This is a genomic window from Corynebacterium kozikiae (assembly GCF_024580965.1).
GTDB classification, from domain to species: Bacteria; Actinomycetota; Actinomycetes; order Mycobacteriales; family Mycobacteriaceae; genus Corynebacterium; species Corynebacterium kozikiae.
The window spans coordinates 51,341-64,770 of the sequence record NZ_JANIKJ010000001.1 but is presented as its reverse complement, the minus strand read 5'-3'; the positions used below and the strand labels follow the sequence as shown (position 1 = coordinate 64,770).

Annotated in this window: 12 protein-coding genes and 1 tRNA gene; 4 read left to right on the top strand and 9 right to left on the bottom strand. The window is 62.8% G+C overall.

Annotated features, from left to right (window positions below):
* Positions 1-5 precede the first annotated feature (5 nt).
* Genes NQ018_RS00305 through NQ018_RS00290 form a run of 4 tightly spaced genes read right to left on the bottom strand, consistent with a single transcriptional unit; the run spans position 6 to position 4,206 of the window.
* Positions 6-1,199 carry a bifunctional RNase H/acid phosphatase gene (locus tag NQ018_RS00305; protein ID WP_257057380.1) on the bottom strand — a complete coding sequence of 398 codons (1,194 nt, stop codon included), beginning with the start codon at positions 1,197-1,199 and terminating at the stop codon, positions 6-8.
* A gap of 9 nt (positions 1,200-1,208) precedes the next feature.
* Positions 1,209-1,934, bottom strand: coding sequence for a zinc ribbon domain-containing protein (locus NQ018_RS00300; protein WP_257057378.1), 726 nt, complete (start codon positions 1,932-1,934; stop codon positions 1,209-1,211).
* Positions 1,935-1,975: 41 nt separating this feature from the next.
* On the bottom strand, positions 1,976-3,118 hold the full coding sequence (locus tag NQ018_RS00295; protein WP_257057376.1) for a Nif3-like dinuclear metal center hexameric protein: 1,143 nt from the start codon (positions 3,116-3,118) through the stop codon (positions 1,976-1,978).
* Positions 3,119-3,126: 8 nt separating this feature from the next.
* Complete coding sequence (locus NQ018_RS00290; protein WP_306428834.1) at positions 3,127-4,206, bottom strand: aminotransferase class I/II-fold pyridoxal phosphate-dependent enzyme; 1,080 nt, start codon at positions 4,204-4,206, stop codon at positions 3,127-3,129.
* A gap of 386 nt (positions 4,207-4,592) precedes the next feature.
* Between NQ018_RS00290 and NQ018_RS00285 the strand changes: the two genes are divergently transcribed.
* Genes NQ018_RS00285 through NQ018_RS00275 form a run of 3 tightly spaced genes read left to right on the top strand, consistent with a single transcriptional unit; the run spans position 4,593 to position 6,647 of the window.
* Complete coding sequence (locus tag NQ018_RS00285; protein WP_257057374.1) at positions 4,593-5,252, top strand: HAD hydrolase-like protein; 660 nt, start codon at positions 4,593-4,595, stop codon at positions 5,250-5,252.
* On the top strand, positions 5,236-5,730 hold the full coding sequence (locus NQ018_RS00280) for a low molecular weight protein-tyrosine-phosphatase (protein ID WP_257057372.1): 495 nt from the start codon (positions 5,236-5,238) through the stop codon (positions 5,728-5,730). Before NQ018_RS00285 ends, NQ018_RS00280 begins: the two co-directional genes overlap by 17 nt.
* Positions 5,731-5,753: 23 nt before the next feature.
* Positions 5,754-6,647 carry an SURF1 family cytochrome oxidase biogenesis protein gene (locus NQ018_RS00275; RefSeq protein WP_257057370.1) on the top strand — a complete coding sequence of 298 codons (894 nt, stop codon included), beginning with the start codon at positions 5,754-5,756 and terminating at the stop codon, positions 6,645-6,647.
* Here NQ018_RS00275 and NQ018_RS00270 read toward each other — a convergent pair.
* The 3 genes from NQ018_RS00270 to NQ018_RS00260 form a co-directional block, all read right to left on the bottom strand.
* Positions 6,644-7,528 carry a CobD/CbiB family cobalamin biosynthesis protein gene (locus NQ018_RS00270; RefSeq protein WP_257057368.1) on the bottom strand — a complete coding sequence of 295 codons (885 nt, stop codon included), beginning with the start codon at positions 7,526-7,528 and terminating at the stop codon, positions 6,644-6,646. The genes NQ018_RS00275 and NQ018_RS00270 overlap by 4 nt on opposite strands.
* Before the next feature lie 47 nt (positions 7,529-7,575).
* Positions 7,576-7,648: transfer RNA gene (locus NQ018_RS00265), tRNA-Val, on the bottom strand.
* Positions 7,649-7,739: 91 nt separating this feature from the next.
* Positions 7,740-8,165 carry a DUF3052 domain-containing protein gene (locus tag NQ018_RS00260; protein ID WP_257053192.1) on the bottom strand — a complete coding sequence of 142 codons (426 nt, stop codon included), beginning with the start codon at positions 8,163-8,165 and terminating at the stop codon, positions 7,740-7,742.
* Between the two features lie 166 nt (positions 8,166-8,331).
* On the opposite strand from NQ018_RS00260, the gene aceE reads away from it, so the two are divergent.
* Positions 8,332-11,064, top strand: a complete 2,733-nt coding sequence (aceE, locus tag NQ018_RS00255) for a pyruvate dehydrogenase (acetyl-transferring), homodimeric type (RefSeq protein WP_257057366.1) — start codon at positions 8,332-8,334, stop codon at positions 11,062-11,064.
* A 230-nt stretch (positions 11,065-11,294) separates the two neighbouring features.
* Here aceE and NQ018_RS00250 read toward each other — a convergent pair whose 3' ends face one another.
* Positions 11,295-12,212: an alpha/beta fold hydrolase gene (locus NQ018_RS00250; RefSeq protein ID WP_257057364.1), complete on the bottom strand. Its 918-nt coding sequence runs from the start codon at positions 12,210-12,212 to the stop codon at positions 11,295-11,297.
* A gap of 33 nt (positions 12,213-12,245) precedes the next feature.
* Positions 12,246-13,172, bottom strand: coding sequence for a type IV toxin-antitoxin system AbiEi family antitoxin domain-containing protein (locus NQ018_RS00245; protein WP_257057362.1), 927 nt, complete (start codon positions 13,170-13,172; stop codon positions 12,246-12,248).
* Between the last annotated feature and the right edge of the window lie 258 nt (positions 13,173-13,430).

The following is a 13,430-nucleotide window of genomic DNA, read 5'->3' as shown; positions in this document are numbered from 1 at the left end:
GAGCTCTAAGAATACCGCAAGTGAGCGGTATCATTCACACAGCGCACGCACGTTGGGCCGTCAGGGTAGAACTCCACAATGGAAATTGAGGCGAGGTCTAGGTGCAAGCTGTGGTACACGCTCGCCGGCGCACCGAGCCCCATCCGGATCAGGGACTTGATCGGAGTGACGTGGCTTACCACCAGCACGTTCTTCCCTGCGTGGCGTTCCATGAGCTGCTCAAACCCTCGCTTGACCCGGCGGAAGCTCGCCTGCAAGGACTCACCCCCTGGCGGCGCGACCTTTGGGTCCTGCAACCATTGCGTGTGCAACTCCGGGTCGCGCTCATGCGCCTGTTGGAACGTCAGCCCTTCCCAGGCGCCAAAGTCCAGCTCAATAAGTTCCTCGAGCGTTTCCACGTCCTGGGCTTCAAATCCTAAGGCCTCAGCGGCGTAGTGCGCGGTCTGCTGGCAGCGCTCGAGCGGCGAGGACACCACTGCGTTAATGCCACCGCGCGCGCCCAGCACCTTCGCCGCCGCCTTCGCCTGCTGCTCCCCTACCTCGCTCAACGGCGGATTGGAGCGCCCACTGTACTGGCGCTTTGCGCTCATTTCGGTTTGGCCGTGGCGCAGAAGGATCAACCGCAATGGTGCACCGGTTGCCCCATTCCAGGTAGTTGGGCACGTTTCATGTTGTTCCTCCGCCGCGGCCTGGGACGTGCCGGTGCCCGGGGTGTCGGAGGAAGAGGCGGTGGAGGAGGCGGGGACGTCGGAAGGGGACCTGTTTTCGCTGCTCTCCAGAACGCCTTCGGGGGCGCCGCGGAGCAGGGCGTCCATGGCTTTGTTGGCGAGTTCATCGGCGAGCTTGTTCTTCGCGCGCGGCACCCACTCGAACTCCACGCTATTGAATTGCCGCACCAGCTCTTGGCACTTGAGCGCGAGTTCTTTCATGTCCGGGTGCTTGATCTTCCAGCGGCCTGCCATCTGTTCCACAACGAGCTTGGAGTCCATGCGCACCACAATGTCTGTGCCGCCCAGCTCGCGGGCCTTGATGAGGCCCTGGAGGAGGCCGTGGTACTCAGCCACGTTGTTGGTGGCGCGGCCCACCACATAGCTCACTGTGGCCAGCGGTTTGCCGGTGGCGTCGAGGACCACGCTGCCCGAACCCGCCGGACCCGGGTTGCCGCGAGAGCCGCCATCGGCTTGGATCATCAACTTCATTGCGCCACCTTAAGAACGTGAAAAGACCAGGTAGGAGCTACAATCGGGGCATTGGGGCAGCTCGTTCGCCGGGGTGCGCTTGATGGCGCTGATATCTGCAGGTGGCAACACAATGAAGCAACCGCCACAGGAACGCCCATTGAACTCGGCCACGCCCACGCCATTGATTGCGCGCTCCTCGTCGAAGGCCGCAACCGCCTCTGCAGGCAATGCCGCGCGAAGCTCCTCAATGCGTGCCGCGGGGTCCTCCTGCGCTTCATCATTGGTGCCCAGGGCATCGACCGCGCGCTGCGCCGCCTCTACCTCGCGGCGCGCCTCATCGAGCTTTGCCCCATGGAAATCCACATTCTGGCGCAGGGCATGCAGCTCATTGTGTGCCTCCTGCATTTCACCAGTGAGGTTATTGATGCGCGAGGTTGCCGCGGCAACGTCATGCTGCAAATCCCGGCGCAGCTCCGGGTCCGTGGCCGCACGCAACTGCTGGGTGCTATCCGACAAACGGCGCCGCAACTTCCGCTCATCCTCCTGGATGCGCAGCACCTCCAGCTCCATGTCATCCACAGCCATCTGCGCACTGGAAACACCCTGCTCAGCCCGCACAAGCTTAGCCTGGAGCCGCTCCAGCAACACCACTTCCTCTGGCTTCTTTTGGGCCACGTTCACAGACTGCGCCCTGGTCAAGTTCGCAAGCTCGAGCAAGAGCCCCTGGGTGGCTGGGTCAAGAGTGAGTGCCATGAGCTAAAGTGATCCTTTCTCCAAGCAAAAACGCTAGGTTCCTACTGTACTCGCGGGTGCGCGGAAATAGTCCACGGGTCGGTGCGAATCCCCAGGACCTCCACCTCAACCTCAGGACACGCCTGTGCCACCACCTCGGAAGCCTGGCTGGTCCACGGAAACTCGCTAGCCCAGTGCGCGGTGTCCACCACGAACGGTCCCCCGGCGCGCAGGTGCTCATCCACGGGGTGATGGCGCAGGTCAGAGGTCACATACACATCCACGCCCAGCTTGGCCGCCGCGCTAAGGAAGCCATCCCCGGAACCGGAGGACACAGCGATGTGATGCACCATAGCGTCAGGGTTGCCCGCAGCGCGCACGCCCCAGGCGGTCTCTGGCAAGGCGTCGGCTACCTGCTGCACAAAGTCGGCAAAGCGCATGGGCTGAGGCAACTCCCCCACCCGGCCGAGACCGAACGCGGTGTCCAGGTCTTCGGTGGGCTCCATTGCCACCACATCGAACGCCGGCTCCTCGTAAGGGTGTGCATCGCGCAGTGCAGCGAGAATTGCTTTGCGGCGCTTCGGTTCCGCAACAAACTCCACGCGCACCTCCGCCACCTCCTCATGGCGCCCCTGCTGCCCGATCGTGGGATCCGCTTGCGCCAAAGGGGTGAACTCGCCGCGCCCCTCGACGTTGAACGCGCATTCCTTGTAGTTGCCAATGCTGCCGCCGCCCGCGTCGAAAAGCGCCCTCTTCAACGCCTCTGCCTGCTGCTTTGGCACCTGCACGCCCCATTTTTCCAGGGAATCGAGCTTGGGCATGATCGGCCGCCCGGAGCTGATGCCCACGAGCTCCGCGAGGCGGTCATTCACCCCAGGCCGCGCCGAATCCGCGTTCGTGTGCGCCGCGAACAGCGCCACGCCGGCACGGATCAGGGTGTGGATCACGCGTCCCTTCGGGGTATCTGCAGCTACCGACGTCACCCCGCGCAACAACAACGGATGATGCACCACTAACATGTCAGCGCCGCACGCCACAGCCGCCTCGGCGACCTCAAGCGTGCAATCCAACGCGAATGCAACTTTGCGCACGGGTGCCTCGGGGTCCCCGCAAATCAACCCCACGGCATCCCAGCTCTCTGCCAGGTGCGGCGGGTACGCCTGCTCAAGCGCGCGGCGGATGTGTTCGACGGTTGTTGTTGGCATGTTGGTCCCTACTGTTGGTTTCTGATAGCTGTGATTGCCGTGATTGTTGTGATTGCTGTGATCAGGGCGCTGACCTGCTCCTTCGAGCGCACCGCGAGGCGCCAAAATTCGCGCCCGAGCCCCGGGAACGTGTCACAGCGACGCACACTGATCCCATGGGCGCGCAACTGCTGCCGCACCTGTTCCGCCTGCTCAGGAGGCCACGGGGTGCGCAGCAGCATAAACGGTACCTGCGGATGCCCGGGGCTCGCCTCAGCAAACCCGAGGTCCTGAAGCCGGGCAAGCTGCTCGCGGCGCTCTGCAGCCACCTGCGTGCGGATTCCGACGAGTTCCTCCTCCCCATGCTCCGCCACTGCCAGGGCCGCCGCGATCTGCACGGTGCCCATCGGCCAATGGCTGCGCCCGCGCATGAGCTCGGCGAGGGTCTCCGGCGTCCCGATCGCATACCCAAGCCGCAGACCCGCGATGCCCCAGGTCTTCGTGAGGCTGCGCAGGACCAAAATGTTGGGGTCGCGCGCGGCTCGCTTGGCCAGCGAAGGGACTGAATCCACCATGTCCAGAAAAGCCTCATCGACCACCAGCAATTTCGCCCCAATGCCTGCGAGCGCCGCCTCCTCAAAGACCACCCCTGTTGGATTTGTGGGGTTGCCGATCACCACCATTTTCTCCGCTGCGTTGAAACCGATAGGCAGGCTTGCGAAGGGCGGATCAAGAACCAGCAGCTCAACGTCCATGCCGACTTCCTCACACACATGCTGCGGCTCCGAAAACCCAGGATGCACCACCGCCGCCGCTGCAATCCCTCGACCAGCAGCAAGCTGCGGCAGTCGTGCAAAGCCCTCCGACGCCCCCGCCAACAACACAACGTTCTCTGCAGCCACACCATGCACCCTGGCCAGCGCCGCCTCCGCCCGCCGCAACTCCTCAGCCCCCGGATAGGCCGCGATCCCCTCCAGCGCCTCCACCATCGCAGCCTTCAGCCACTGCGGCTGCGACCCCGCAACGTTCACCGCAAAGTCATGCTCCATGCCCCGTGCATCGACGTCACCATGTAGCCGCATCCGCGCGACGCTATCGGGAGAACTCATGCCGCCGATTCTAAAGCATGGGTTGGCGGAGGCTCAGGCTTTGGGGCTTGGGGCTTGAGGCTTGGGGCTTGGGGCCTTGGGGCTTGGTTGCGACGGAAACCAGGACACCTTTGAAGTAACCGTTGCAGGCTGGAAACAAACGTGTCCTGAAAACCAACCCTTCCCACCCAAACCCCAACGCCCACACCCAACCACAACGGAAACCAGGACACCTTTGCCCAAACCACACCGGCCAAACCCAAAACGTGTCCTGAAAACCAACCCTTCCCACCCAAACCCCAACGCCCACACTCAACCTCGACGGAAACCAGAACACCTTTGCCCAAACCACACCGGCCAAACCCCAAACGTGTCCTGAAAACCAACCCCTTCTATGCTTGAAACCCATGAGCACCCTTCTGATTGACGTCGATGGCACGCTCATCGACTCTTACCCCGGCATCCGGGCGGCGTTCGAGGCGTCAATGGAAGCTGTAGGGCATCCGTTGCCCGATGAGGAATTCCTGCGCCGCGTCTCGGGCCCGCCAATCGAGGAGAGTTTCGCCGCCCTCGGCTTCACCGCCGAGCAGATAACGGCCGCAAGCAAGGCCTTCCGCGCGAGCTACGATTCCACCGGCTGGCGCGATTGCGCACTGTTTCCCGGCTGGGAAGAAACGCTTGAGCAATGGAAACGCGAAGGTAAAACACTGTGCACGGCCACGAGCAAAGGCGAGGTGATCGCACGTCGAATGCTTGAGCACCTCGGGGTGGCGCACCTGTTCGATGTCATCGGTGGTGCGGATCGCAGCGTCGGCAGGGAGGCAAAAAGCGACGTCATCGCGCACGTCCTGCGCCAGCTCAAGCAGCTCAATCCACCCAGCAGCCCCACTGGCTCGGTGCTCATGATCGGTGACCGCCACCACGACGTCGTCGGCGCTGCTGCCCACGGCATCCGCACTGTGCTTGTGCGCTGGGGCCACGGTTATCCCCAGGAGTGGGAACAGGCGTATGCTTTGGCGCAGTCCATGGATGAACTGAAAGGAATTGTTCGTGACCAGCTCGGCTAGCGCTTCCCAACTTCATGTGGTCTTTGTGTGCACCGGCAACATTTGCCGCTCGCCGATGGGTGATGTGATTCTGCAATCGAAAATCGAGGACGCCGGGCTGGAGGGCCAGGTGCGCGTCAGCTCCTGCGGCCTCGGCGGTTGGCATGTTGGGGAGGGCGCGGATCGCCGGGCTGTGGAGGAGCTTCGCTTCGCAGGTTACGACGGCTCCAGGCACCGCGCAGCCCAGGTGAGCGCCGCTGACAAGGCGGCAGATCTTGTGATCGCAATGGATCAGGGGCACCAGCGTGAACTGCTGCGTTCGGGGTTTGAGCCGCAGAAGGTGCGCTTGTTGAAGTCGTTTGATCCCAACGCCGTTGGCCAAGACGTGGAGGACCCCTACTACGGTCCCCCGGAGGGCTTCCGGCAGGTACGCAAGGAGATCGAGGCGGCCATGCCGGAGTTGTTGGCGTGGATCGAGCAGCGCCTCCAAGAGGCCTAGAGGTCTAGGGAGTCTAAGCGGTCATGGAAAATCTGAAGGTCTTCCTCAAACCCGGATGGGTGTTCACCATTTTGCTGGTCGTGGCGTTTTCTTACTTGGCGTTCACGGTGCTTTCCCCGTGGCAGCTCGGCAAGGATCGGCAGATCGTTGAGCGCAATGACCACGTGGAACGCGCCTTCGAGGTAGACCCGGCGGCCTTTGCGGAAATCTTCAGCACCACCGGCGCCATCCAAGGCGACAACGAGTGGATGCGGGTCCAAATCACGGGCCGCTACCTGAGCGACCAAGAAACGTTGCTGCGCCTGCGGCCGGTGGAGTCCACGCCGGCGTATCAGTCGCTGGTACCCTTCGAGCTCAATTCGGGGGAAGTCATGCTGGTCAACCGCGGTTTCGAACCGGATGAAGCCGGCAGTGCGCCCCAGATCGCGCCGGCACCTGGGGGCGAGGTCTCCATCGTGGCGCACGCCCGCAAAAACGAAGTGTTGCCGCAAACGCCCCCCATGGAAGCCGACGGCTACACCCAGGTTTACGGCATCAACACCGAGCAAATCGCCCAGCTCACAGGCAGCGACCTCGGCCAGGATTACCTCCTGCTCGCCGAGGGCCAACCCGGCGCCCTCAACCCCATCCCGATCCCCAAACTCGACCGCGGCAACCACCTCTCCTACGGCTTCCAGTGGATCGCCTTCGGCATCATGGCACCGCTCGGCATGGGCTACTTTATCTACGCTGAGCTGCGCGAACGCCGCCGCGTGCGGGAGGAGCAGGAGGAGCTTTCGCTTTCCGACGCCGCCAGCGCCCCAGCCCCCACCCAAGCAGGCGTCCAGCGGGTCACACAGCAAGCCACCCGCAGCCGCTACGGCAAATCCAGGAGCGATAAGCTGCGCAACCGCGAAATCCGCAGGGATAACTTCTAGGCTCGTTTGGCTCGCATCCACATCCCGCCAGCCACTGCCGCACCCACGGTGAGCTGCACTGCGCGGCTGAGACGCACGGCCTTGCGCACGTCGGAAATCGTGGGGCTTTTGCCGGTGCCCATGACCGGACGCATTTCAACCCCATAGGAGTACTCGGTGCGCCCGCCGAGCTGGACACCGAGAGCCGCGGCCGCCGTAGCTTCCACGGGGCCTGCGTTGGGGCTGGGGTGGCAGGGGGCGTCGTGGCGCCATGCGCGGAGTGCCTGCTTGCCGCGGCCGAGGCTGGTGGCGATCCCGAGGTGCGTGAGGGCGGTGGCGCGGGCGGGGATGAAGGCGAGGGCGTCGTCGAGTTTTGCGGCTGCGAAGCCGAAGTTCTGGTAGCGCTCGCTACGGTAGCCGACCATCGCATCCAGCGTATTCACGCAGCGATGCAGCACCACGCCGGGCGCGCCGGCGAACGCCCAGATGATGGGGGCGATGGCGGCGTCGGAAGTGTTCTCCGCAAGCGATTCCACGGTGGCCCTTGCCATCCCCTCGGCGTCCAGCAGCGCCGGGTCGCGCGAACATAGCCACGGCACCAACTCCCGCGCCTCCTGCTCCCTCGCAGACTCCAACGCCGCCGCCATCTTCATCCCCGTACGCTCCAGCGTGGTCCCGCCCAGCGCCGCCGCCACACTCACAGCCAGCGCCGCATTCGGAGCCTTGCGCGCGGCCCAGCACGCAGCGGCCACAGGCGGGGCCACAGCAGCAACGACGTACACAGCGCCGCGCAGCTTCGTGTCCGCGTACAGCTTGCGCTCCAGCCAGGCGGCGTAGGCTCCGTAGAGAGCCACGGGGTGCCAGGGGGTGAGGGGGTCGCCCAAAACGCGATCAGCGGCCAAACCCAGGATTAAACCTGTGGGTTTGACCGCTTGACTGCTATACATTGTGCGCCCTGACGGGCTCGAACCGCCGACCTGCTGGGTGTAAACCAGCTGCTCTCCCAGCTGAGCTAAAGGCGCGCATCAGCACCACGCAAGCGTGACTGCTGAAGAAAAGATAACACGCCACCGAGACGAAACACAAAACGAAAGTTCAGGGCGTTTTTGTGCACTACTTGCCGGAGCGCTGCACCAGGCAGGAACCCTGCCAATTGCCAAGACGCTCGGCGCGGGTCTGCACCAAACCAGCGAGCTGCGCAGACTCCGCGATCTCGCCAGGCTCCAATGCGCCTTGCCTGCCGGCACCAGGGGTCAGCAACCAAATTCGACCAGCATCCGCGAGCGGACGGACAGCATCCACGAGACCGTCCACCAGGTCTCCGTCGTCCTCGCGCCACCACAGCAGGACAATGTCGCAGGCCTCGTCAGTGTCCTCATCCAGCAATTCGGAGCCGATGATGTCCTCGATGGCCTCACTGATGGAGCTATCTGCATCCTCGTCCCAACCAACTTCCTGGACGAGCAGACCTTCCCGCACACCCAAGCGATGCGCGAGGTCCTCCACCGAACTTTTCTCCTTGTTACGTTGTGCGTTCATCACCAACGAAGAATATTGGAATCAACCCAACTTGTCCATGCAATCTGCACCCCAAGCCATGCATTCGGGGAGGAATCACCGAAACCACCCAAGCGCGCGTAAACTGATACCGAAACTGTGCCCCCAGCACCCCTGCGGGCAGATAACCACTATATGGAGGTGTGGAATGGCTGATCCCAACTTTGGAAAGCGCACCGGAGACACCAACTTCGCGATGATCCGCGACGGCGTGGCGTCTTATCTCAACGACTCTGACCCAGAGGAAACCCGCGAGTGGATGGAGTCCCTCGACGGCATGCTGGAAGACTCCAGCCCCGAACGCGCACGCTTCATCATGCTGCGCCTCCTCGAGCGCGCCTCCGCAAAACGCGTGCCACTGCCGCCGATGACCTCCACCGACTACGTCAACACCATCCCCACCACCATGGAGCCAGAGTTCCCAGGTGACGAAGAAATTGAGAAGCGCTACCGACGTTGGATCCGCTGGAACGCCGCCATCATGGTCCACCGCGCCCAGCGCCCAGGCATCGGCGTAGGCGGCCACATCTCCACCTACGCCGGCGCCGCCCCACTTTACGAAGTGGGCTTCAACCACTTCTTCCGCGGCAAGGACCACCCAGGTGGCGGCGACCAAGTGTTCTTCCAGGGACACGCCTCACCAGGCATGTACGCCCGCGCCTTCATGGAAGGCCGCCTCACCGAGGACGACCTCGACGGATTCCGCCAGGAAGTATCCCGCCCACAAGGCGGCCTGCCCTCCTACCCGCACCCACACGGCAAACCAGACTTCTGGGAATTCCCAACCGTCTCCATGGGCCTCGGCCCCATGGACGCCATCTACCAGGCACGATTCAACCGCTACCTCCACAACCGCGGCATCAAGGACACCTCTGACCAGCACGTCTGGGCCTTCCTTGGCGACGGCGAAATGGACGAACCAGAGTCCCGCGGCCTCATCCAGATGGCTGCGCTGAACAACCTGGACAACCTCACCTTCGTGATCAACTGCAATCTGCAGCGTCTCGACGGCCCCGTGCGCGGCAACACCAAGATCATCCAGGAGCTCGAGTCCTTCTTCCGTGGCGCAGGCTGGTCTGTGATCAAGGTTGTCTGGGGCCGCGAATGGGACCAACTCTTTGAAGCAGACAAAGACGGCGCCCTGGTGGAACTCATGAACACCACCCCAGACGGCGATTTCCAAACCTTCAAAGCCAACGACGGCAAGTACGTCCGCGAGCACTTCTTCAACCGCGACCCACGCACCGCAAAACTCGTGGAAGACTGGACCGACGAAGAGATCTGGCGCCTGCCACGCGGCGGCCACGACTACCGCAAGATCTACGCAGCCTACAAGCGCGCCTTGGAAATCAAGGACCGTCCAACCGTCATCCTCGCCCACACCATCAAGGGCTACGGCCTTGGCCACAACTTTGAGGGCCGCAACGCCACCCACCAAATGAAAAAGCTCACCCTGGATGACCTCAAGCATTTCCGCGACAAGCAGGGCGTGCCAATCACCGACGAAGAGCTGGAGAAGGATCCCTACCTGCCGCCGTACTACCACCCAGGCGAAGACTCCCCAGAAATCAAATACCTGCTCAAGCGCCGCGAGGAGCTCGGCGGCTTCCTGCCGTCCCGCCGCGAGCAGTACAAGCCACTGAACAGCCCAACCCCAGACGCGCTGCGCAGCCTCCGCAAGGGCTCCGGCAAGCAAGAAGTGGCGAGCACCATGGCTGTTGTCCGCGCATTCAAGGAACTGATGCGTGACAAGGAACTGGCCAAGCACTTCGTGCCAATCATCCCCGATGAAGCACGCACCTTCGGCATGGACTCCTGGTTCCCCACCCTGAAGATCTACAACCCACACGGTCAGAACTACGTGCCAGTGGACCACGATCTCATGCTTTCCTACCGCGAGGCGGCCGACGGCCAAATCATGCACGAAGGCATCAACGAGGCCGGCTCCACCGCCGCCTTCATTGCCGCAGGTACCTCCTACGCCACCCACGGTGTGCCGATGATCCCGCTGTACATCTTCTACTCGATGTTCGGCTTCCAGCGCACCGGCGACTCCTTCTGGGCCGCCGGCGACCAAATGGCACGCGGCTTCATCCTCGGCGCAACCGCAGGCCGCACCACCCTCACCGGCGAAGGCCTCCAGCACATGGACGGCCACTCCCAAATCCTGGCCTCCACCAACCCGGCCATCGTGTCCTACGACCCCGCCTTCGCATACGAAATCGCGCACCTTATCCCAGAGGGCATCGACCGCATGTACGGCGAGGGCCGCGGTGAGAACGTGATCTACTACCTCACCATCTACAACGAGCCAGTGCACCAGCCAGCCGAGCCAGAAAACCTCGACGTAGAAGGCCTCCACAAGGGCATCTACCTCTACGAGAAGGCCGAGGGCGACCTCCAGGTTTCCCTCCTCGCCTCCGGCATCGGCATGCAGCAAGCCCTGCGCGCCAAGGAGATCCTGGCCGAGGACTACGGCGTAGCCGCAAACATCTTCTCCGTCACCTCCTGGGTTGAGCTCGCCCGCGAAGGCGCAAAGCTGGAAAAGGAGCACCTGCGCAATCCCGGCAAGGAGCAGCAAGAGGCGTTTGCCACCAAGCAGCTCAAGAAGGCCGAAGGCCCATACATCGCAGTCTCCGACTTTGCCACCGACCTCCAAGAGCAAATCCGACGTTTCGTCCCCGGCGATTACACCACCCTCGGCGCCGACGGCTTCGGCTTCTCCGACACCCGAGCAGCCGCCCGCCGCTACTTCAACATCGACGCCGAATCGGTAGTAGTAGCAGCCCTCAACGGCCTGGCCCGCGCCGGCAAGCTTGACCGCTCAGTGGCCGCCGAGGCCGCCGAGAAGTTCAACCTCACCGACCCAACCAAGGCCTAAGGGCCTTAGAGCCCCTTGGGGAAGTCTCGGGGGAGCGCTGCGGCGCTCCCCCTTTTTTGGTGCCCAAGGACGGAAACCAGGACACCTTTGACAAAACTACGGCGCCGCGGGGGCGAAAGTGTCCTGAAAACCGGCGCTGCCCGCGTCGGAAGCGGCTCTTAGGACGGAAACCAGGACACCTTTGACAAAACAATGGCGCCGCGGGGGCAAAAGTGTCCTGGAAACCGGCGCTAGCGAAGCGCGCTCAAGATCGCTTTGTTGACGAGCGCGGGTTGTTCGAAGATGAGCATGTGGCCGGCGTCGCGGGCGAATTGGAGACCGCAGCCCCAGAGCTCGGCGATGCGCTCGGACTGCTCGGGCTCGGTGACGGCATCGCGCGTACCTACCATGACCACGCCTTTTATGCCGCGGAGGGCCTGCGCGCCCTCCACCTCGTTGTGGGACTGGAGCTCGTCCAGGAAGCCAACGTAGGTGTCCAGCGGCGTGGAATGGATGAGTTTCGCGTGAAAATTGATCACACTGGTGGGGAGCGGTGTCTGGAAGACGGTGGTCGCGAGCGTGGGCGCAACCAGACGCGAAATGCGCTTACGGAAACGAGCTACGTCCTTCGGTGAGGCTTCGGCGGCGTCGCGGATCTTCTCCACGATCGGCAACGCGAGGACCTGCGGAATCCCCTGGCTCGCAATCGAATCCACCGCCGTAGACACCAGGATCACACTCTGCACCCGCGCCCGCAGATCAGGGTAGCGCCGCAGCAAGTTCATCACCACCATGCCGCCCAACGAATGCCCCACGAACACCAAGGGCCCATCGACGCCTGCGTGAGTGAGTGCGGTGAGGACGTCGTCGGCGGCGCCAGTGATCGTGCACTCCGGGACCGGCCAGCGCCCCGTCTCACCGTGGCCGCGCAAATCCACCGCCAGACATCGAGCATGCGGAGCGACAGCCTCTACCTGCATAAACCATGCAGAAGCCGCCAGTGTGAAACCGTGCACGAACACCACGGTCGCAGGAGAATCGGTGGAAAGGCCGTACTCAAAGTAATGGACCCCATCGCCGCGCCCTTCGCGGTCAGGCGTCGGCAGCGAGGGCAAATCCTCCTCCTTGCGCTCCCCCAGCAGCGCGCGAGCACGGTCCAACCAATCCATTCACTCGATGATACCGATGCGGGTGTGCGCACATCAAAAGTGAACGGGTGCAAAATCCTGGAGAATCACATGCCAACGCCACACAGGATTCGGGCTGAGCTCAGGCAGGCGGCGCCGTGGATACCGGCTCCTGTGGTCCAAAATGCGCTTGATCGCGTCAATGAATGTGGACTCATGGATAGGTAAGCATTGATCAGTAATCCGCAAGGCAATCCAGCCGGAGGCCTGCGCCTCATTGGTTTTCCAGCGATCTTCAATGAACGGCTTCACACCGGGATCGAGGTGGAACTTCTCAGAATCAAGGTCAATCACGACCCTCGCCTTAGGGAAGCCGACATCCCACCGATACCCAGCGACCATGCACTGCGGCACAGGATTCAGGCCGGCCTTGCGCAAAGAACGCACAAACCGGCGCTCAAAAACACTGTCCGCCCCAATCACAGCATCCTCCTTACAAAAGCGCTTGACCTGCGCCTTCGCCGCCCGCCCCATTTCCTTCAGATCCTTTGCCAGGCGCTTTGGGCCAAACTTTCCGGCATAGGAATCATCCAACAACCCCATACACGTGCCATCCAGCTCGGGCGCGCCCTGCGCAGCATCGACCGGCAACACCACCGGCAAGCCCTCTACCAGCTCATAAGCCTTCAGCCTTGTGCGGCGCAAGCGTGCCACATGAGCAATCCCTTTCCGCAGATTCCCACTCCTCACCCTGGCCCGAAGCGGAAGCGTGACCTCCTGACCTCGGTAGAGCTCGATCGCCGTCCTGCCTTCAAACACAATGTCCGGGCGCACCAGCACACACGCAAACGCAATGACCAGCGGCGTCACCGGCACATCCGCGTATACGCCTCTGAACACCCGAAACAGCCTCTGCTTCCGCAGCGAGTGGCGAATCTTCGACTCCGTCCACCCCTGCCGCAACAACTGTGCCGTAGTGACCACATTGAAATCACGACCCATACCTTTCTTTGACTGCCGCGGCCAGCATTTGGTTCCACGCTTCCAAAAATCGGCCGGGAGTCAACGAGGTTGGGGCTTGTTTCGAAGGCGTTCCGACGGAAACCAGGACACTTTCCGGCCATATAGGGTGCTGCTGAGGTAAAGGTGTCCTGAAAACCAACCCTGTAGGTGCACCAGCCAGGGGAAAAGCCACCCAACGACGGAAACCAGGACACCTTCCGGCCATATAGGGCGCTGCTGAGGCAAAGGTGTCCTGAA